This window comes from Campylobacter sp. CNRCH_2013_0855 (assembly GCF_025773025.1).
GTDB classification, from domain to species: domain Bacteria; phylum Campylobacterota; class Campylobacteria; order Campylobacterales; family Campylobacteraceae; genus Campylobacter_D; species Campylobacter_D jejuni_C.
On sequence record NZ_JAKMTE010000001.1, the window covers coordinates 1 to 21,011 of the forward strand.

A 21,011-nucleotide genomic window follows, 5' to 3' on the forward strand; every position below is an offset into this window, starting at 1 on the left:
GTTTTACTAAGCATTTTTTCCTGATCCTCATGAAATATCACCATACCTTCTTTGTCATACACACCTGCATAAGAGCTATCAGAATGACCTAATGCTAACACATCTTTAGAGAAAGTATTGAGATTATAAACTCCACTTACTACACCTATAAACTTACCCCCCCCCTTGTCGCTATATACTGGAATAGAATACGTTACAACCATTTGTCCGTTTAAAACTATACTCTTATAAGGATCGGTAACAATTAGCTTTCCTGCTACTTTTGCTTCTTTATACCATGGCCTTGTTCTTGGATCAAATTTACTAGGATCATTATGAAGATTAAATTTGGTGTCAATTTGATAATCTTTACCCGAATCTTCCAAACCAAAATGAATGGTATCAAAGCCACCCGATCTTTTTGCGGTATCTAAAACACTAAAAATTTCCCTATCATTAGCATTATGCACAATATTACTTAAGCTATATGCTAGCGATTCTATAATACTTCTTTTGCTATTTGAATAACTTGAATACATATAGTTAACATCAAACATGGTTTTCTTTTGTATTTCTTCTAGATAATAACTTGTACTTTCTTTAGATTCATAATAGCTAATTATATTTACAACTATTAATATAATTGCTATCAAAACGCAAGCTATTGTAGTTAATTTATTAGACAAGCTATTAAATTTAAACATTGATACTCCTTGTAATAATTTTATTAAAAATTATAGTAAAAATAAAATAAATTACTAATAAAATAAAAAATAATTACAAATTATGACAAAATATTTGTTTATTATTTAAAATTATATTTTGTTCTTTATGGGAGGTAAATTTAGGAATATAAGCATAGCCACTAATAGGATTTATAACAATACATATATGTTGATTTTGGTTATTAGATAATCTTATAATACAATCATTATTAAAAGAAGCAAGTTTATCATAAGTACGCGTGGCATTTTTCAAAGGTGTATATAAGTGGCCATAATCATCAAAAACTAAACGCGTACTTCCTTTACAAACACCTTCAAATAAAACTTTAGATATACCATAAGTTTTTTCTATATTGTATTTTAAATTTGCCTTAAAATCATTTTGATTTATCACTCCACTTTGACCTGAATTCATTAATATATCAGGGTTGATAAGATCAACAGCTATTTCTCTATCTTTATTAATCATATTTTTACCTATGTTTGCATTACCATCGCCATTTTTATCTAAAAAGATGGTATAAGTTTGCTCATTGTTGGTAGCAGATTTAGAGCGTATAAAATATAATTGCCATTTAGCCTTAAACCACTCTCGTTTAGCAATGTTAAATTCTTTTGCTCTAAAATCATTTTGTATTAAAGCTAAATGTCTTGTGTATTTAATATCATTTAAAACTTGCTCAGCTCCTAAACGCAAATAATCAGGCTTATAATAAACATAAGCCATAGAAAATAATAAAGATAATATAATACAAACAAAAATTAGTTCTATTGAAGTAAAAGATTGCTTCATTTTATAGAATAATAAACTTTATGATTACCCAAACTAACATAAATCCTACTAGCTTTTTTACTAGAATGAAGCTCTAATTTGCCTTTAGAAATACCATAAAATTTAAGTCTTAAAGCTAGTTCTTTATCTTGAGCAAAAATATGAGTGAGATTGTGTTGTTTTAAATTTAACGCTAATTCTTTAGCTATATGATAATCATAGGCAAAATGTTTTTTGGGATCTTTTAATAAATAATAAAAACTTTGATTAAAAATAATACCAAGATAAAAAAATAATAAAAATACCAAAGAACATTCTATAAAAATTTTATGTTTTAAACGCAGCTGTGGCATCCTTGAGCGATAGGAAGACATTAAATAACGAATTAACAAAGGAGTACAAACTACACAAAAAGGTAAAAAATCTTCTAAAAAAAGTCTTTGTCTTATAGAAAAAATTAAACAAAAAACAAAAGTAGTTGCACTAATAAACCATAAAAGTGGCTTATCATCTTGCAAAAGAATTCTATAAACAACATAAAAAAAATAAAGGAAAATTAAAGGTGAAAAACAAGCTGCAAAAATACCCAAAGTATCTAAAAAATACCCCTTAGGCTTTCCACTTGCATCAAATCCATAGACACTCATTGCAATAGCAAATAAAATTAAAGAACATATAATAAGCAATTTATCTTTTTTATAAATAGCATAAAAGAAAAAAGATAAATATAAAATTGCAAAATTTGCATCTACCAAAAGAACTAAAACCAATAAAACATAAAATAAAAATATTTTTTTATATTCAAATAATACTAAAATTAAAAGGGTAAAGAATATCACAATACTTGATTCACTAACAAGCAAAGCACTAGCCACACTACCAGGAAGCAATATAAAAAGCACAACAGAAATAAAGGCATCAAAGGAAGTTTTGGTATATTTTAAAGCTAAAATATATAATAAAACACAGCTTAAAGAATGTAATAAAACAAAAGGGAGTCTTAATCCAAAATCATTTTGACCAAAAAGAGTAGTCCCAAATCTAGCGATCATAGCAATTAAACTATGATCATAAAAATAAATTTGTGCTTCGTTGTAGCTTATAGATAAAGTGCTTATGCCATACAATAAAGCACAAAAATCAAAAAATAAAACGGCTAATAAATACCTTTTCATTTTTAATTAGTCAAGCTTTACAGGCCCATTACTTGCGTGAGATTGTAAAAATCTTAAAATTCTATCTTTTTCTGCATCAGTAATTTTTGCAAAACCTTGCATAGCAGATAAGTATGCATCCCATTCTTCCATTAAATGTTCTTTTGGTTTATGCGCTGCATGACAACTTGTACAAGTATCATAATAAGTTAATTCTATCTCATCCCAGGCAAGAATTTCTTGATCGGTTAAATCTTTACTTTTGACTAAAAATTCCATTTCATTACTTGCATTTTTAGCATTTAAAGTAAGTAAAAGATAAATTCCATCTTTGGTATAAGCAAGGCTTTTTGGATTTGACTCCACAACCTCGCCTTTAACTTTGATCAAAGAATATTCACCCTCTTCTTTTACAAGCTCTACTTTAGAGCCTTCATAAATTTGTCCTACTACTTTTTTACTAGCACTATCTAAAAGATCTACTTTTTCATTAAAAATAAACATATCTTTAGCAAATAAAGCACTAGCTAAAAAAGTCAATACTAATATAATTTTCTTCATTATTAAGCTCCTATAATTTCTGGTGGTGTAGTTGAGTTATAAGGTTTTATAACTTCTTTTAGTTTTTTAATACCCACTAGACAAGTATTTACACTAGTTGCTTGAGCCATAGTTGAAGTTGGTCTTGAACTTGTTAAAACATTTACATGACCTGCATTACATCTTGGCTTGCTATCGCTTACATCTTCAGGGTCATACCAAGCACCCTCTTGAATGCTAATAACCCCTTCCATAATATTATCTGTTACAAAAGCCCCTGCTAAAAGTGATCCACGATCATTATATACTTCTACAACTTCTCCATGAGTAATACCAAGCTTTTTAGCATCATTAGTATTAATCATCACAGGCTCTCTACCTTGAATTTTATACAAATCTCTTACCCAAGTATTATCAAGTTGAGAATGCACTCTATATCTTGGATGTGGGCTTACTAAATGGAAAGGATATTTTTTAACTAATTTTTCATTACCTAACCACTCAGCTGGTTCAAACCAAGTTGGATGTGCTTTAAAGTCTTCCAAGTTATATTTTTCAAATTTTGGTGAATAAATTTGAATTTTTCCACTTTCTGTTGCAAGTTTATTTGCTATAGGATCAGCTCTAAATTCAGAATGTCTTACGAAGTTGTAAGCTTCTTTTGGAGTTTCAAAATGAATAAAACCTTGTTTCCAAAAATCAGCAAATTCCATATAATAAGGGCAATCACTTCTACCATAAAAACCTTCAAGCCACTGTTGTTTAGTTTTACCACCGGTGAATTTTTTATGTTCTCTCTCACCTATTCTTTTTGCTAATTCCTCAAAAATATCATAGTCATTTCTACTTTCAAAATAAGGTTCAATTACTTTTTTCATAGCATAAACATAATCTTGAGAATAAGAACCACCAAAACTAATATCATCTCTTTCTAAAGTTGTAGTTGAAGGCAGTACAATATCAGCCATTTTTGCCATAGGTGTCCACCAAGGCTCGTGTACGATTAATGTGTCAAGTGTTCTTAAAGCTTTGATAAGCTCATTTGTATCCGGATGATGGCCTAAGACAGAAGCACCCACTACATACATCATTTTGATTTTTGGATAGGTAATTTCTTTGCCTTTAAATTTAACTGTTTTACCAGGATTTAAAATTGCCTCTGAAACCCTACTCGCAGGGATATTAGTATCAAGATTATTTTTACCTTGTGGTAAGCCTACCGGTAATCTTACGCCTGAAAATGCTTGCCCACCACCTGAATAATGCATAGAAAAGCCAAATCCACCACCAGGTAAACCTACTTGACCTATCATTGAAGCTAAAACCATTAAAGTCCAATCAGCTTGCTCGCCATGATGCGCTCTTTGCATAGCCCAATTGCCTGCTAAGAAAGTTCTATTTTTCACAAAAGTATCTGCTAATGCAGTAATAACTTTTTCTTCAACACCAGTAATATTTGCAGCCCAAGCTGGAGTTTTATCAATACCATCAGTTTTTCCAAGTAAATAAGGTAAGAATTTGTCAAAACCATCGGTGTATTTTTCAATGAATTTTTTATCGTATTTTCCACTTTTATATAAATAATTCATCATACCAAGCATTAAAGCTACATCGGTATTTGGACGAATTTTAATCCACTGGGCATTTAAAATCTCTGCTGTTTGAGTATATTGAGGATCAATGGTAATAAATTTGATATTTGATTTGCTGTATTTTTTATAATACTCATCATTACCACGATTTGCAACTTTAAAATCAATTTGATTACATTTATAAAGATCAGCTCCCCATAAAACATAAACTTGGGTATTTTCTAAGATAACCTCGTGAGAAGTTTGTAAAGAATAAACCTCTAAATCCCCTACTATACTAGCATTAACTTTACCGGCAGCTCCATTACTATACTCTCCATCGGTGCCGATGTGACCACCTAAAGCAGTGTTAAAAAATCTTCCTGCTACTGAGTTACAATTGTGCAATAAACCTACATGCCCCCAAGCACCATAACTTGCATTAAATAAATTTTCAATAGGAGTTTCTTTTAATTTTTGCAATACAAGCTCTAAAGCTTTTTCCCAGCTTACTCTTACAAAAGGTTCTTTACCTCTTAATTTAGGTCTTTTTTTTCCTTCTAAAAAACTTTTTCTAACACAAGGATACTTTACCCTAGTATCTGAATAAGTTCTATCAATGATAGCATCAGTGATAATAGAAGGATGTTTGTCAGATTGTTGTGGAGTAACTTTTACAAGTTTTCCTTCTGAATTTACTTCAGCCCAAAAAGCACCAAAGTGAGTTGCGTGAGGAATTTTTTTGGTATCATAAAATTTAGTTCCCTCGCTTGCAGCCATTAAAGGATTGACCGAAGCAATCGCCGAAGTAGCAGCAAGTCCTTTTAGAAATTTTCTTCTTGTTAAACTCATAAGACATCCTTTCTTAACAAAATAAAGTCAAAATAATATTATAACATTTGTATTTGATTTAAAGCTAAATTTTAATGCTCCAAAAAAAGTCAATCCATTCTTTAGCTTCTTTTATATAAAATTCAGGGATTAATAATGCTGAAGGTTTATAAAAAACACTTGCTACTTTGAGCTCTAAATGAGGATATTTTTCCATTAAAACTCTTTTGATTTCTATCATAGTTTCACCACTATCTATAATATCATCTACCAAAAGAATTTTTTTATATGAACTAAGATCAGGAATATTAAAAATTTTAATCGTATCTAATTTTTGAGTACCTTCATAATGAATAGAATTTAAAGAAAATAAATTTCTATTTCCCATACCTTCTGCTAAAAAATGACCTAAAGTCATACCACCTCTTGCAATAGCAAGTAAAACATCAGGGTTAAATTCTTCCTTAATTTTGCGCGTAAAAGGAATAATTTCTTTTTGAAATTCTTCATAAGCATAATAATACATAATCACTTCCTATAAAAATTGTAATAAAAATACTAGCAATGAAATCGCACTTAATACAATAATACCAAGGTTGATTTTATCAAATTCTTTTTGCATGATACGCATAAATAAATATGCAATAAAACCAAAAGCAAAACCTGTGGTAATAGAATAAGTCAGTGGCATCATGATAATAATAAAAAACGCACTCACTGCTATAGCTTTATCTTTAAAATTAATATTTGCAACTTCCATAAACATTAAAACACCAACAAGCACTAAAATAGGATAAATAGAATTTGCAGGAATAGCTTTAAATACTGGCAATAAAAATAAAGTAAAAACAAAACATATAGCAGTAACTAAAGCTGTAAGTCCTGTTCTACCTCCTGCCTCTACCCCTGCTGAGCTTTCCACAAAAGCAGTTACAGTAGAGGTACCAACAACTGCTCCCATAGCCGAACTAGCCGCATCAGCGCCCAAGGTTTTGCCTAATTTTTTCTCACCTTGCTTTGGATCATCAAAGATTTTTCCTCTTGAGCCTACACCTGTGATTGTACCTACACTATCAAAAAGCTGTGTAACAAAAAAAGTAAGCACTATAGGAATCATACTAAGCTCTAAAGCTCCTTTTATATCAAGTTTACCAAATATTGCACTTAAACCATTATCTCCGCTTATAACTGGCATAGAAAAAAGTTGCTCTGGAAATTTAGCCCCATCAATACCAAAAATCCAAGCACACAAAGCACTGACAAAAACAGCTAAGATAAATGCAGCTTTAATCCTCCAAGCCCAAAAAACAAAAACCAAAAACAAGCCAAACAATCCAAAAAGCACTTTAGTGCTTGAAAAATCACCCAAACCTACTAAAGTTGCTTCGCTTTTAGTGATCATCCCCATTTGCACAAGCCCCATAAAAGCTATAAAAGTTCCAATACCTGCTGATATGGCTTTTCTTAAATCATTTGGTATGCTTTTTATCACCCAAATTCTAAAATTAGTAAAAGATAGCAAAGTAAAAACAATACCTGATAAAAACACAGCCCCCAAAGCACTTTGCCAAGGAATTTGATAAGTATTACACACGCTAAAAGTAAAATACGCATTTAGCCCCATACCCACACTCATAGCCACAGGAGTATTAGAGAAAAAAGCACTAAAAGTAGTAGCTATAATAGTTACTAAAGCAGTTGCAACAATTAAAGCTTCTAGTGGCATACCTGAATTACTCATAATATTCGCATTAACCGGTATGATATAAATCATTGCTAAAAAAGTAGCAATACCTGCATAAATTTCAGTTTTTACATCACTATTATGCTCTTTAAGTTTAAAAAAATCCATTTTTATCCTTAGTAAGTTTTTAATTCATTATACAAACTATCTCGCTCTATTGCTATATAACCTGAGCTTTGAATCATTTCTATAAAAGTTTTTAAACTCAAGCCATTTGAACTTTTTGCCCCACCTGCACTTTGTATACTTTCTTTTTCTATAGTACCATCTAAATCATTTGCACCAAAATCTTGAGCCACCATAGCTAAATTTATACCCATGGTTGCCCAATAAGCTTTGATATTTTTAATATTATCAAGCACTATTCTTGCAATAGCTAAGGTTTTTAAAATTTCTACCGAGCCAAGTGGTTTTTTACCTATAATAAAACTATTATCTTGTTGCCAAACTAAAGGTATAAAGGCATTAAACCCACCGGTTTGATCTTGAAGATTTCTTAATCTTATCATATGATTGATTCTATTTTCTCTACTTTCTATATGCCCAAATAGCATTGTGGCATTACTTTGTCTGCCTTTTTCATGCCAAAGTTTGTGAATTTTTAACCAATTTTCGCTACTTACCTTACCATGGCAAATTCTTTTTCTAACTTCTTCATCAAAAATTTCAGCCCCGCCACCTGGCATAGAATCAACACCATACTCGAGCATTTTTTCTATCACTTCTTCATAACTCATATTAAAAGCCCTGCTTAAAAAATCAATCTCAGCAGCAGTTAAGGCTTTAATATGCAAAAATGGATATTTTTCTTTAATCATTTTAAAAATTTCCAAATACCACTGCCATGATGTGTTTTTATTGTGTGCTGAAACAATATGAATTTCTTTTGTATCTCTTAAAACTGTTTCATCGACTATTTTCATTATCTCTTCGTGCGACATAGTGTAAGGATTAGGATTTTTCCTGTGTGCTGAAAAAGCACAAAATTTACAAGTATCTGCGCATATATTTGTAGGGTTAATATGGCGATTGATATTAAAATACACCTTTTTACCGTGTAAATTAGTACGAATTCTTTGTGCGTATTTAGCTAGAGTAAAAAGCTCTAAATCCCAAAGTTTATTAGCTTCTTCTTCATTTAATCTTTCTTGATTTTCTAGTTTTTCTATAATTGTTTGCATATTCTTACCATTTTTTAAATTTAAATTACAATTATAATTTTAACTTACTTAAAATTTAATACAAAGTATTTTTGGTATGATACTAGTAAAATTAAATAAGGATTATTGTCAAGTTATGGATATGCAAAAAATTCAAAAATTAAAAAATTCTTTAAAAGATTATGAAGCTTATTGCTCTAGACTTTTTTTAAAACAAGGTTCATTTAGTTTTTATCACTCTAAAGAAATTGATCGTTTTATAGAAGATGTTTATGAGCTTGTTTTGAATGATTTTTTCGATGATTATTTTCCGCATAATGATAAAATCCCTTTTTGTATCATCGCTATTAAACAATATGCTAAAATGAATTTAAGTATAAAAGAAAATGTTGATTTATTGCTTATTTATAAAGATATAAAAGCTTATAATATCAAGCCTTTAATGAAAGCATTTATTACTTCTTTAAATGATATTAATTTAAATATCAATTATCAAATTTGTGAAATAAATGGACTTTATAATATAGCCAAAAATGAGCTAAAACAAAATATTTTACAATATCGTTATATTTGTGGATCTAAGATTTTATTCAAACAAATCAAAGAAAAAATTTCTCAAGCTCAAGATGAGTTAAAAGAAGAATTTGCTTTGAAAATTTTGCAAGAATTTAACCCATATCATCAACCTTTAATTAAGCAAGAATTTGATATTAATAAAAATTTTGGCGGTTTAGATGAGCAACTTGATATAGAAAATTTAAGTATATTATTTAAAGATTCTCCTAAAAATTATATGCTTAATTTTATCAACGAAAAAGAATTAAGTGAATTTAAACTTGCAAGTGATTTTTTATTTTCACTTAAATGTGCAATGAATCTTTTAGAAGGTAAAAACACTAATTTATTCTTAATACAAAATTCACAAGAACTTGCTAACTTAATGCAAAAAAAAGAAAAGAAAAATTTAGATCTTAAATCCATACTTATTCAAAAAGCTATGCAATGCATGCAAACTTGTGGAATTTATACGCAATTTTTAGCAAGGTGTATCCAAGAAAAACACTATAAAGATAGTAAGCTTTATGAAACACAAGATAGCTTTTTTACTTATTCTAGCGAAAGTGAAAACCTAAGCTTGATATTAAATCAACTTTTAAAATTAGATGATAAAGATTATAATTTTGATATCAAACTCATTTTTGCATTAAAAAGAGCAGAAAATAAAGATGAAAATCTAGAATTATTCAAAAAGATCTTAAAAAGAAAACATTCTTTTGCTCTTTTAAAACTTCTTGCTGATGCTAATATTTTAAAAGATTTTTGCAAACCTCTTACTCAAAGTAAATTTTTACTCGAAGAAGAAGGTATTTATAGTGCATTAGATAGAGCACTACTTTGCTTAAAATACTTTGAAGAAAAAGATTATGACTTTGATGAAAATACACTTTTAATAATAAAACTCACCATACTTTTAGGTGCTATTCATGAAGAAAATGAAATTTCTTTAGCAAATATTTATAGAGCTTATGTGGGAAAATTCGAAATTGACAATGAACTTTTAGATTTTGGCTTAAGATTATATAAAAATTTTAACGCTTTTAAAGACATTATAGAAAAAGAAGATATCTATAATTCTACTATTGTTTTAAATTTTATTTCCAAATTAAATGATATAAATACCTTAAAAACCTTACATCTTTTATCTTTTTGCAATGCTAAAGCTTTGGGTATAGAAAATCATTTTTATTATAAAAGTTTAGAAAGATTGTTTCAAAATGCATTAGAAGGCTTTGAGGATGAGAATTTAATTGATGAGAGTCAAAGAAGAGTAAAAAAAGAACAAACCCTAAAAAGAAGTAAGGCTTTTTTAGATCTTGATGAGCAAACTCAAGATAATATCACTCATATTAAATCCAATCTATTTTTTATAAAAAATAGTTTTGAAAAAATCATCAAAATAACACAAATTGCACAAAAAGAAAATTTTACTTTTTGGCTTGATAATCAAGATAATTTTACCCTAGAGCTTATAATGAATAGAAAAAATAATCTTGAAAATATACTCAATACCTTAAGTTCTTTAAATTTAGTCTTTATGAGTTTCTTTGAATTATTTGATGAAAAAGTTTATTTGAAATTTGAATATTCAGATATAGTAAGCGATACTCAAAAGCAAAGTTTAGAAAATTTACTAAATTCTAAATTACATTTAAAAGTACAAAAAAAGGCAAAAAAACCAAACATTAAAAAAGATGAATTAAAATTAGATATGAATTATTCCAAAAGCTATGCCAAAATAACCTTAAACACAAAAGATCAAAAAGGTTTGATGGCTTATGTGATGGATGTGCTTGCAAGATATGATATTATCTTAAGCGCAGCAAAAATTCAAACCATAAAAGAAAGAACGCGAAATGTTTTGATTTTGCATAAAAATGAAAGCTTGCAAGATCATAAAGATCAAATTCTTAAATCACTAATAAGCGAGTAAAAGATGTGCGGAATAGTAGGTTATATAGGAACTAAAGAAAAGAAAAAAATCATATTAGAAGGCTTAAAAGAGCTTGAGTATAGAGGTTATGATAGTGCTGGTATAGCAGTGATGAAAGATGGTGAGTTAGACTTTTTTAAAGCGGTTGGAAAATTAGAAAATTTAGCTAATAAAACTGCTAATTTTAATAGTGATGGCTTTGGACTTGCTATAGGCCATACGCGTTGGGCAACTCATGGAAAACCAACCGAAATAAACGCGCATCCACATTTGGGACAATACTCTTGTGTAATACATAATGGAATCATAGAAAACTACCAAGAATTAAAAACAAAGCTCACACAAGAAGGTATTAATTTTCTAAGTCAAACTGACACTGAAGTTATTGTGCATTTATTTGAATACCATGCAAGTAATTTAGAACCATTTGAAGCTTTTAAAAAGACCATAGCTGAACTAAAAGGTGCTTTTGCAATCTTACTTGTAAGTAAAAAAGATCCTAATACAATTTATTTTGCTAAAAATGCAGTGCCACTCATCATCGGAAAAAATGGTGATGAAAATGAATATTATTTTGCATCAAGTGATGCGCCTTTAATTTCTTTAGTGGATAAAGTAGCTTATCTTGAAGATGGAGATTATGGATATGTTAATTTAAACGAATGCAAAATTTGCCATGATCAAGCTTGCATACAACCTACTTTTGTAGCTTTAAGTAAAGATAAAAGCTATGCTCAAAAAGATGGTTATAGATTTTTTATGGAAAAAGAAATCTATGAGCAAAGTAGAGTTTTAGGTGAAGTTTTAATGGGACGCTTACAAGGTGAGCAGATTGTTTTTGAAGATATAGATGAAACTCTTTTGCAAAATATAGATGAAATCACGCTTTGTGCTTGTGGCACAAGCTATCATGCAGCATTAAGTGGAGCTTATTTACTTGAAAGACTTGCAAAAATTAAAACTAAAGTTGAAGTAGCGAGTGAATTTAGATACAGAGAAGCTATTATAGGTAAAAACACTCTTTTTGTAGTAATCTCTCAAAGTGGCGAAACGGCTGATACACTAGAAGCTTTAAAAATAGCAAAAGCACAAGGAGTTAAAACTTTAGCAATATGCAATGTAGACAATTCCAACATCGTGCGTTTAGCTGATATATCTTTACTTACTAGAGCGGGCATTGAAAAAGGCGTAGCTTCAACTAAAGCCTTTGCCACTCAAGTGGCAACTTTATGGATGCTTGCAATCTATCTTGCGCAAAAAGCAAATTTGGATATGAGTAAAGAAATCAAAGCTCTAAGAAGCTTACCAAGTATAGTTAAAGTTGAACAAAACTTACATGAAAAAGTACATAGAATTTCAAAAAGATACCTACACGGTCATGGCTTTTTCTTTATAGGAAGAGATGTATTTTATCCATTAGCTTTAGAAGGTGCTTTAAAACTTAAAGAAATTTCATACTTACATGCTGAAGGCTATCCAGCAGGAGAGATGAAACATGGACCTATTGCTCTAGCAGATAGTGAGCTTTTTACCGTTGCATTAATGCCACAAAATTGTCTTTATGAAAAAACTAAATCAAATGTAGAAGAATTAGCTGCAAGGGATTCTACCTTGCTTGCTATTTCCCCGCTTGATTTTGATTTAAGCGATGATTTTATAAGAACTTCAAAACAAGAACACTATATGTGTGAATTTTTCGAAATGATGGTAATCTTACAACTTCTTGCTTTGGAAGTTTCTATAAGACTTGGCAATGATGTAGATATGCCAAGAAATCTAGCAAAAAGTGTTACCGTAGAATAAATATTTTGTGTAGTTTTGAAAAAACTACACTTTTTTAAAAAATTTTATAAATACTTCTTAAATTATAAGCAAACTTTAGGGATTATTTGGTTTAAATATTACATCTTATTTTATTACAAGGAAAAGCCATGGAATATAGAATCGAACACGATACTATGGGAGAGATTAAAGTTCCTAATGATAAATATTGGGGTGCGCAAACTGAAAGAAGTTTTGAAAATTTTAAAATTGGTTGCGAAAAAATGCCAAAAGTTTTAATTTATGCTTTTGCAAATCTTAAAAAATCTTTGGCTTTAGTTAATAACAAACTTGGTAAATTAGACGAAGCTAAAAAAAATGCCATTGTGCAAGCTTGCGATGAAATCGTAGCAGGAAAATTTGATGATAATTTCCCACTAGCAATATGGCAAACAGGTTCAGGTACTCAAAGTAATATGAATATGAATGAAGTTATAGCAAACCGTGCCACTGAAATTATGGGCGGTGATTTTAGAAAAGAAAAACTTGTTCATCCAAATGACCATGTAAATATGAGCCAAAGCTCAAATGATACTTTTCCAACTGCTATGAGTATAGTTTCAGTAGAGCAAGTAGAAAAAAAACTTATCCCTGCTTTAGATGAGCTTATTGCAACTTTTGAGAAAAAAGTAAAAGAATTTGAAGGAATTATTAAAATAGGAAGAACTCACCTTCAAGATGCTACACCACTTACCCTAGCTCAAGAATTTAGTGGATATCTTTCTATGTTACTTCACTCAAAAGAGCAAATCATCGCTTCTTTGCCTACATTAAGAGAACTTGCAATAGGTGGAACGGCTGTTGGCACAGGATTAAACGCTCATCCAGAACTTAGTGAAAAAGTAAGCGAAGAATTAAGCAAGCTAATAGGTACTAAATTTGTTTCAAGTCCAAATAAATTCCATGCATTAACAAGCCATGATGCCATTAATTTTACACATGGAGCTATGAAAGGTTTAGCTGCAAATTTAATGAAAATAGCAAATGATATTAGATGGCTAGCAAGTGGCCCTAGATGTGGTCTTGGAGAGTTAAACATACCTGAGAATGAACCAGGAAGCTCTATCATGCCAGGTAAGGTTAATCCTACTCAGTGCGAAGCCTTAACTATGGTTGCTGTACAAGTTATGGGAAATGACGCAGCAATTGGTTTTGCAGCAAGTCAAGGAAATTTCGAGCTTAATGTTTTTAAACCTGTGATTATTTATAACTTCTTGCAAAGCCTTGATTTATTAGCTGATGCTATGCATTCATTCAATATCCACTGTGCTGTTGGTATAGAACCAAATAAAGAAAAAATAGATCATAATTTACATAATTCTTTAATGCTAGTAACTGCACTAAATCCACACATTGGTTATGAAAATGCAGCTAAAGTAGCAAAAAATGCCCACAAAAAAGGCATTTCTTTAAAAGAAAGTGCTATGGAGCTTGGCTTAGTAAGCGAAGAAGACTTTGCTAAATTTGTAGATCCTACAAAAATGATAGGACCAAAAAAATAATCAAAAGACTAGGAATAATCCTAGTCTTTTCTTAAGAGTTAGTATGATTTATGAAAATGATTATTTATTTATAGAAAAAGAAAATTCTCAAATTCCTTGGGTGAAAATTTTTACTAAAGAAAATTACAGAGAATTAAGTGATTGTCCAACCTTTTTACAAAATATGCTTTTTCAATATGTTTTAGCTTGCGAATTAAGCCTTAGAGAGTATTATAACCCAGAAAAAATCAACATAGCTTCCTTTGCAAACTATGTGCCAAGAGTGCATTTTCATGTTATGGCACGTTTTAAAGAAGATGGGTTTTTTCCTGAATGCATGTGGGGAAAACAGCAAAGAGAAATTAAAAATTTAAATTTACCTGATTTTGATGGATTTGTATCAATATTACTTAAAAAAATAAAAAATATTCATGTTTAAAAAATTTATTAATTCTAGCTATATAGCTTTATTACATCATCCACTTGGAGTTATTTTTTATTTATGTTTTTGGTTTTTTATAGCATTTTTTTATAATTCATATCAAACTAGTATTTTTTTACTTTTAACCCTATTTATAATTTTTTGCGAAACATTCACTAACCCAAAAAACAATTTAATACAAAATTATAAAAACTTGAAAAATTTATGGGTTGGGTTTTTTGGACTAATTTTTTATATATTTTTAAATTTTATCTTTAAAGATGGCATAGAAAATTATTTAATATTTTTTACTAATAATTCTTTATATATTTCTTTAGCAACAGCTCTTATAGCTTTAGTATGTGCAAGAAAATTATGTGATTTTAATTATTTTCATCATTTTTTAGCTGCCCTTTCTTTTAGTATAAGTTTTTGGCTAATTTTTGGTGTATTTTTGGCTATATTTTATGGTTCGTTTGATTTTTTATTTGATATTTCTTCAAGTAAACTAAATTCTCATGTTTTGTCATTATGGATTTTTAGTGCTGGAATTTTTTCTTTGTTTTTACTTGGCAATTTTACTTCATATATTTTTAATAAAATTTTTATATTTATACTAAATAGTTTTAGTATTTTATATATAATCATGCTTTTTACCTATGGTTTAGGAGTATTATTTAATCTTTTAAAAAATCTTAGTATAGTTCATTTATGTCTTTGGTTTGGTAATTTTTTATTAATTAATCTTTGGATAAATTTATCTTCTTATAAAATCAAAAAAGCATTACTCTATGTCTTTTTTGTTATAGTACTATTATTAAATATTTTCGTATTTTATGCTATTATAATTAGAATTGCACAATATGGCTTTACACCGGAACGCTTAGCGGTATTGGCTTTAAATTTATGGCTTTTGGTTGCAAATTATCTAAGTGTATTTAAACAAAACATAGCATTAAAATTTTCTTTTTATCTACTTGCACTTATATCCTTATTTTTAGGATTTTTTGCAAATTACATAAGCTTCTCTTCACAAAAATACCAATTACAAAAACTAGAAAGCTCTATACACTCTTTAGAGCTTGACTATATTCAAAGTAAGCAATACTACAATCAAATTAAAAATATCAAAAATACCTTACATGATCTTGATAAAAATTATAATAACAACTATAGTTTTGATGATTTTTTAAAAACATATAATCTAACTCATTTAAAACCACAAAAAATAAAATTTCATAATATGTCTAAAAAATTTCATCCAAAATACTCCAAATTAAAAGAAAATTATGATGAAGTATTATTTGATTTTATTGCTAATTCAAGTAACTTTAAATATTTTATGAAAATTGATGATAACACCTTGTATTTTTTACTTCAAGAAAAAGAACTTTTAAAACTTGAAAATTTTGACAAAGTCTTAAAAAACTACCAAAAAAATTCACAGTTAAGCTACAAACTTAACAATGGCTCATCTTTGATTTTTATCCCTTTAGAATTTAATATCAATATAAAAGGTCAAATAACTTTTTTTAAAACTCATGTTTTTATTAAAAACAGCAAATAAATTATTTAATATAACAAACTAAAATATCAAAAAAAGAAAGGTTTAAACTATGAAGCAATTGTTATTTTTACTTACACTTTGCTCACTTGCATTTTCCACGCAATGTGAGGTTAAAATAAAGCAAATTCAAAAAGAAATAGCTTATACTAAAAATTACAATCATCAAGAAAAAGCTTTAAGTTTAGAATTAGCCTTAAAAGAAGTTCAGGCAAATTGTGCAAAAGATCCTCTTTTTTATGATAAAAAATTAGAGGCTAAAAAACTTAAAGAGCAAGAGATAGAAAAAATCGAACAAGAGTTAAAAGAATTAAAAAAACAAAAAGATTATATGAGTAAAACAGAGTATAAAAATAAAAAACAAGCTTTAAAAGACAAAAAAGACAAAATTAAAAAAGAGATTGAAGAATATATCAACAAACTCTAATTTAATTCCAAATTTGCCACCATTTTTTATTTTGTTGTTTTAATTTTTGCATTAAAATATTTTGATTTTTTAATGCAAACTCATTTTCTTCATCAAGCTTTAACAATTCTTTAGTGCACTCTAAAGCTTGCTCATATTCTTTTAGCTCTTCTAAACACTGAATTTTTCCCACTAAAGCATCGGTATTTTCATTTACTATCTTTAAACAATCTTCATAACATTGCAATGCATCATGAAAATCACCTAAATTTCTTAAACACTCTGCCTTATAATAATGTGTCCAATTTTGACTTTCATCTAAATTTAAAGCCATATTAAGATATTTTATAGCTTCTTTAAAATCTTGTGAATACACTTTAACCGCACCCATAAAATGATAACACTCATATGATTTTGGTTCAAGCTCACTTGCTTTTTTTGCTGCTTCAAAGCTTTCATCATATTTTCCTAAAAAGCTTAAAATTTGTGCTTTTTCTATCCAATATTCCGCAACATCATCAATTATTTTTAAGCATTCATTGATATCTTTTAAAGCTTCATTGTATTTTTCAAGATTTCTTTTACATTTTGCTCTATGAAAATACGATTCATCATCTTCTTCGTTGCTTAAAATCACACTATCATAACATTTTATCGCTTCTTCAAACATATAAAGATCTTCATAACAAAGTCCCTTATAATACTTTACGCCATTATGATTTTTATCAATTTTTAAAGCCTTATTTAAATCTTCTATAGCTTCTTCTTCTAAGCTTAAATTATATTTAGCAATTCCACGCCAAAAATAAAGCTTAAAATTATTTTTATCCACTTTATGTGCTGCATTACAATAAGCTATTAATTCTTCATAAGACTCAAGCTCTTTTGCACAATATGCTCTTTCAAATAATACATCTTTTAAATCAATATAATCTTTATATGTTTTTATAAGCTCATTATATTCATCTATAGCTTCTTGAAATCTTTCAAGCTTGCTTTTAATCCAAGCTCTTTGAGAAAGGGAGTTAGCATAATCTTGGGTATTATTTTGTTTTTTATAATATTTAACAGCTAGTTCGCTATCTTTTAAAGCTTCCTCGTATTTTTCAAGATCAGATTTTAAATAAGCCCTATTAAAAAACACATCAGGATATTCTTTTTGATATTTCAAAGCTTTTTCATAACTTATCAAAGCTTCATCATATTTGTCTATCTTATATAAGCTATTACCTAAATGATAAAAACCATAAGGAACTGCGTGTTCAAGTTCTGCTAATTCTGATGGAGTAAAATCATGCTTTCTTGCTCTTTCTTGATAATATTTAGCTGCTAAGTCAAAATCCTCTATAGCTTCTTCAATCATTTTTAGATTAATTTTAGTATTGCCTCTATTAATATATGCTTGAGCATATTCTTCATAAAGCTCAATTGTTTTATCATAATATTTCAAAGCTTGCTCATAATCTTCTAAATCATACAAAACTCTAGCCAATGCAAAACATGGATATTGTAAATTTTCATCTAATTCGATTGATTTTTTAAAAGCATCTATTGATAATTCTATCTTTTCTAAGTCTTTATAAATATGTCCCAAAATCAAATATGCCATTGCATTTTCATTATCTAATTCAATGGATTTTAAGCAATCTTGCATAGCCCCCTCTAAATCATCGACTTTACGTTTATTATTAGCCCTTTTATAATACGCATCAGAAAAACTCTCATCTTGCTCAATCATCTTAGTAAAAAATTCTATAGCTTTTTGATAATCTTCTAAATTCTCATAAGCTACCCCTTGATAATAAAAAATCTGCGAAGATTCAAAACCCAAATCTTGAGACTTCTTAAAATCAAGCAAAGCTTGTTTTGGATCAACACTAAGCAGGGCAATGGCTCTAGTATAATAAGCTATATAATATTCTGGAGCTAAATCGATACAAGTTTGTAAATCTTTTAAAGCTTTTGTTTGCTCATCTAAAAGTATATAAACCCTAGCTCTGTTAAAATATGCTAAATAATATGTATTATCCAGTGCTATAGTTTTATTAAAAGCCAAAAGTGCTTCTTGTAATAAATCTAACTTAAAATTACACAAGCCCAAAAGATTAAACAAAAATACATTACTAGGATCAAATTCTACAGCTATAGTTGCATCTTCAAGCGCTTCTTGAAATTTCAAGCAATTAAATCTACAAAACGCTCTATTATGGTAAGCCTCTAAAAGCAAACGGTGTTTATCTTCATCATCTATAAAAATCATTTTACCATCTTGAGCAAGCGTAACTTCACCCTTGCAAAAAGCTATAAGCTCACTTAAGACTTCATCACATTTTTCAAATTCTGAATTTTCAAAATATTCTTTAGCTAAATCTGATAACTCAGTAATTAAATTATCCAATTTTATTTCCTAGTTCTGATTTTCTTTGTTTAAACTTTTTAAAAATTCTTCTATATTATATTTTGCCCTATAAGTTTCACTCATTAAGTGAATCAAAATATCTCCCAAATCAAGTACAGTCCATTCTTCACTACTTTCTATATTTAAAAACTCTTCACCTTTACTTTTAAGATTAGTTTTTAAATCATCAATCAAAGAAAGTGCATGTCTTTCTCCCATAGTGGTAGCAATCACTACAAATTTGACAAAATAATCCTTATCTTGCATATCAAAAGTTTCTATTAAGTCTGCTTTTTTATCATCTAAAATTTGCACTATATTGTTAATTCTTTCTTGCATTGTTTTCCTTTTGCTAAATATTTTTAAATTTAGAATAATAAAGCTTAACTTCTTCTTTGATTTGCTCACAAACTTGTGATGTTTGCAAGGTTTGTCTTATAAAAGAAGAAGAGATATTTACTTTAGTATCTAAGGTTTTAAAATGTTTTGGTATAAAAATATCATCTCTTTTAGCTACAACAAATTCTACCAAATTTTGCAATCTTTCAAATTCATGCCATTTTTCAAGACTTTGTAAATGATCAGCCCCCAAAATAAGATAAAATTTAGAAATTGTATATTGTTTATACAAAAAATCAACACTTTCTATACTAGGCACAGGTCTTTGTTTTTTTATTTCAAAATCACAAATTTCAACTTTTTCCAAACCTCCCCAAATCATATCACACCATTTTAAGCGTCTTTGCTCATTTGCGGTAAATTCTTGCTTAAAAGGACTAATAAAAGTAGGCATAATAATGAGCTTATCAAGCTCTAAATTTGCTAGTGCATTAAAGACTATAGCATTATGCCCTAAATGAGGTGGATCAAAACTGCCACCAAAAAGTGCGATTTTCATTAAAATTTAACCTTTTTTTAGTAGAATTTTACCTACTTAATCATAAAAAGGAAATGAAAATGGCTGTAAAAGTTGCAATAAATGGTTTTGGACGCATTGGAAGATGCGTTGCAAGAATTATCATGAAACGCGATGATATCGAACTTGTAGCGATTAATGATACTACTGATATAGAGCTTACTAAATATCTTTTTAAATATGACACTGTTCATGGGGTATATGATGGTAGTGTTAAAAATGAAGGTGATGATTTAATAATTGATAATAAAAAAATAAAAGTTTTAAAAAGCAGAAATGTAGCTGATTTAGACTTTGCAAAATATGGCGCACAAATTGTTTTAGAATGTACTGGCGCACACTTAACTATGGAAAAATGTCAAGGATTTTTAGATCATGGGGTGCAAAAAGTTATCATGAGCGCACCTGCAAAAGATAAAACTCCAACTTATGTTTTAGGGGTAAATGCTCACGAATACAAAGGCGAAAACATCATCTCAAATGCAAGTTGTACTACTAACTGTCTAGGTCCAATTTGTAGAGTTTTACAAGATAATTTTGGCATAGAAAAAGGTTTAATGACAACTATTCATGCATATACAAACGGACAAAGCATTATTGATGCAAAAGCAAGAGATAAAAGAAGATCACGTGCTGCTGCACAAAATATCATCCCTACTTCAACTGGTGCAGCAAAGGCTATGAAGCTTGTTATGCCTGAGCTTGATGGAAAATTACATGGTCAAAGCATGCGTGTACCTGTAGCTGATGTGTCAACTGTGGATTTAACTGCAACTTTAAAGAAAAAAGTAAGTAAAGAAGAAATCAATGAAGCCTTTAGAAAAGCAGCTGCTGGTAATTTAAAAGGTATATTATTAGTAGATGATGAAGAAAGAGTTTCAAGTGATTTTATAACTTGCTCTTATGGTGCAATTGTAGCAAGTGATTTAACTCAAGTAATTTGTGATGATTTTGTTAAAGTGGTTGCTTGGTATGATAATGAATGGGGATATTCTTCTCGTTTAGTAGATATGGCAGTATTTGTGGCAAAGGCTTAA

Annotated in this window: 18 protein-coding genes; 7 read left to right on the plus strand and 11 right to left on the minus strand. The window is 28.9% G+C overall.

What is annotated here, in order from left to right:
- The 8 genes from L8X40_RS00005 to mqnE all read right to left on the minus strand — a co-directional run.
- Positions 1-683, minus strand: a 683-nt coding sequence (locus L8X40_RS00005; protein WP_263667030.1) for a cache domain-containing protein, incomplete at its 3' end; no start/stop codon positions are given.
- Positions 684-756: 73 nt separating this feature from the next.
- Positions 757-1,497 carry a Tfp pilus assembly protein FimT/FimU gene (locus L8X40_RS00010; protein ID WP_263667031.1) on the minus strand — a complete coding sequence of 247 codons (741 nt, stop codon included), beginning with the start codon at positions 1,495-1,497 and terminating at the stop codon, positions 757-759.
- Positions 1,494-2,651 carry a hypothetical protein gene (locus L8X40_RS00015; protein ID WP_263667032.1) on the minus strand — a complete coding sequence of 386 codons (1,158 nt, stop codon included), beginning with the start codon at positions 2,649-2,651 and terminating at the stop codon, positions 1,494-1,496. Before L8X40_RS00015 ends, L8X40_RS00010 begins: the two co-directional genes overlap by 4 nt.
- 6 nt (positions 2,652-2,657) lie before the next feature.
- Positions 2,658-3,191, minus strand: coding sequence for a hypothetical protein (locus tag L8X40_RS00020; RefSeq protein WP_263667033.1), 534 nt, complete (start codon positions 3,189-3,191; stop codon positions 2,658-2,660).
- Between the two features lie 2 nt (positions 3,192-3,193).
- A complete protein-coding gene (locus L8X40_RS00025; RefSeq protein WP_263667034.1) occupies positions 3,194-5,593 on the minus strand; it encodes a molybdopterin guanine dinucleotide-containing S/N-oxide reductase in 2,400 nt (799 codons plus the stop codon).
- 64 nt (positions 5,594-5,657) lie between these two features.
- Positions 5,658-6,098 carry a phosphoribosyltransferase gene (locus L8X40_RS00030; RefSeq protein ID WP_263667035.1) on the minus strand — a complete coding sequence of 147 codons (441 nt, stop codon included), beginning with the start codon at positions 6,096-6,098 and terminating at the stop codon, positions 5,658-5,660.
- 9 nt (positions 6,099-6,107) lie between these two features.
- A complete protein-coding gene (locus tag L8X40_RS00035; RefSeq protein ID WP_263667036.1) occupies positions 6,108-7,424 on the minus strand; it encodes an NCS2 family permease in 1,317 nt (438 codons plus the stop codon).
- A gap of 8 nt (positions 7,425-7,432) precedes the next feature.
- Entirely contained in the window at positions 7,433-8,497 is a 1,065-nt protein-coding gene (gene mqnE / locus L8X40_RS00040) for an aminofutalosine synthase MqnE (protein WP_263667038.1), read from the minus strand.
- Positions 8,498-8,573: 76 nt separating this feature from the next.
- On the opposite strand from mqnE, the gene L8X40_RS00045 reads away from it, so the two are divergent.
- The 6 genes from L8X40_RS00045 (at position 8,574) to L8X40_RS00070 (ending at position 16,681) form a co-directional block, all read left to right on the plus strand.
- The gene (locus tag L8X40_RS00045; protein ID WP_412175578.1) at positions 8,574-10,967 is read left to right on the plus strand and encodes a nucleotidyltransferase; all 2,394 of its coding nucleotides are present in this window, start codon (positions 8,574-8,576) and stop codon (positions 10,965-10,967) included.
- A gap of 3 nt (positions 10,968-10,970) precedes the next feature.
- Positions 10,971-12,770: a glutamine--fructose-6-phosphate transaminase (isomerizing) gene (gene glmS, locus L8X40_RS00050; protein WP_214100746.1), complete on the plus strand. Its 1,800-nt coding sequence runs from the start codon at positions 10,971-10,973 to the stop codon at positions 12,768-12,770.
- A 128-nt stretch (positions 12,771-12,898) separates the two neighbouring features.
- Positions 12,899-14,290, plus strand: coding sequence for a class II fumarate hydratase (gene fumC / locus L8X40_RS00055; RefSeq protein WP_087700264.1), 1,392 nt, complete (start codon positions 12,899-12,901; stop codon positions 14,288-14,290).
- A gap of 43 nt (positions 14,291-14,333) precedes the next feature.
- Positions 14,334-14,708: an HIT family protein gene (locus L8X40_RS00060; RefSeq protein WP_263667040.1), complete on the plus strand. Its 375-nt coding sequence runs from the start codon at positions 14,334-14,336 to the stop codon at positions 14,706-14,708.
- Between the two features lie 196 nt (positions 14,709-14,904).
- Entirely contained in the window at positions 14,905-16,257 is a 1,353-nt protein-coding gene (locus L8X40_RS00065; RefSeq protein WP_263667041.1) for a DUF4153 domain-containing protein, read from the plus strand.
- A gap of 49 nt (positions 16,258-16,306) precedes the next feature.
- Positions 16,307-16,681: a DUF1090 domain-containing protein gene (locus L8X40_RS00070; protein ID WP_263667042.1), complete on the plus strand. Its 375-nt coding sequence runs from the start codon at positions 16,307-16,309 to the stop codon at positions 16,679-16,681.
- A gap of 1 nt (position 16,682) precedes the next feature.
- Here the strand turns inward: L8X40_RS00070 and L8X40_RS00075 are convergent, their stop codons facing one another.
- From L8X40_RS00075 to nadD, 3 genes are read right to left on the minus strand one after another with little or no spacing between them, the layout of a single operon-like run.
- Complete coding sequence (locus tag L8X40_RS00075; protein ID WP_263667043.1) at positions 16,683-19,058, minus strand: tetratricopeptide repeat protein; 2,376 nt, start codon at positions 19,056-19,058, stop codon at positions 16,683-16,685.
- Positions 19,059-19,067: 9 nt separating this feature from the next.
- Positions 19,068-19,397: a ribosome silencing factor gene (rsfS, locus tag L8X40_RS00080; protein WP_012661160.1), complete on the minus strand. Its 330-nt coding sequence runs from the start codon at positions 19,395-19,397 to the stop codon at positions 19,068-19,070.
- Between the two features lie 13 nt (positions 19,398-19,410).
- Positions 19,411-19,956 (minus strand): nicotinate (nicotinamide) nucleotide adenylyltransferase, encoded by a 546-nt coding sequence (nadD, locus tag L8X40_RS00085; protein ID WP_214099945.1) that lies wholly within the window; start codon positions 19,954-19,956, stop codon positions 19,411-19,413.
- A 59-nt stretch (positions 19,957-20,015) separates the two neighbouring features.
- Here nadD and gap point away from each other — a divergent pair, with 59 nt between their 5' ends.
- Entirely contained in the window at positions 20,016-21,011 is a 996-nt protein-coding gene (gap, locus tag L8X40_RS00090; RefSeq protein ID WP_263667044.1) for a type I glyceraldehyde-3-phosphate dehydrogenase, read from the plus strand.

Bases quoted from the DNA above. Each gene is read 5' to 3' on its own strand.
- L8X40_RS00045 (WP_412175578.1), top strand. From the start codon at position 8,574: ATGATACTAGTAAAATTAAATAAGGATTATTGTCAAGTTATGGATATG.
- L8X40_RS00010 (WP_263667031.1), bottom strand. From the start codon at position 1,497: ATGAAGCAATCTTTTACTTCAATAGAACTAATTTTTGTTTGTATTATA.
- L8X40_RS00020 (WP_263667033.1), bottom strand. From the start codon at position 3,191: ATGAAGAAAATTATATTAGTATTGACTTTTTTAGCTAGTGCTTTATTT.
- L8X40_RS00025 (WP_263667034.1), bottom strand. From the start codon at position 5,593: ATGAGTTTAACAAGAAGAAAATTTCTAAAAGGACTTGCTGCTACTTCG.
- L8X40_RS00035 (WP_263667036.1), bottom strand. From the start codon at position 7,424: ATGGATTTTTTTAAACTTAAAGAGCATAATAGTGATGTAAAAACTGAA.
- L8X40_RS00070 (WP_263667042.1), top strand. From the start codon at position 16,307: ATGAAGCAATTGTTATTTTTACTTACACTTTGCTCACTTGCATTTTCC.
- L8X40_RS00015 (WP_263667032.1), bottom strand. From the start codon at position 2,651: ATGAAAAGGTATTTATTAGCCGTTTTATTTTTTGATTTTTGTGCTTTA.
- glmS (WP_214100746.1), top strand. From the start codon at position 10,971: ATGTGCGGAATAGTAGGTTATATAGGAACTAAAGAAAAGAAAAAAATC.
- mqnE (WP_263667038.1), bottom strand. From the start codon at position 8,497: ATGCAAACAATTATAGAAAAACTAGAAAATCAAGAAAGATTAAATGAA.
- L8X40_RS00030 (WP_263667035.1), bottom strand. From the start codon at position 6,098: ATGTATTATTATGCTTATGAAGAATTTCAAAAAGAAATTATTCCTTTT.
- rsfS (WP_012661160.1), bottom strand. From the start codon at position 19,397: ATGCAAGAAAGAATTAACAATATAGTGCAAATTTTAGATGATAAAAAA.
- fumC (WP_087700264.1), top strand. From the start codon at position 12,899: ATGGAATATAGAATCGAACACGATACTATGGGAGAGATTAAAGTTCCT.
- L8X40_RS00060 (WP_263667040.1), top strand. From the start codon at position 14,334: ATGATTTATGAAAATGATTATTTATTTATAGAAAAAGAAAATTCTCAA.
- nadD (WP_214099945.1), bottom strand. From the start codon at position 19,956: ATGAAAATCGCACTTTTTGGTGGCAGTTTTGATCCACCTCATTTAGGG.
- gap (WP_263667044.1), top strand. From the start codon at position 20,016: ATGGCTGTAAAAGTTGCAATAAATGGTTTTGGACGCATTGGAAGATGC.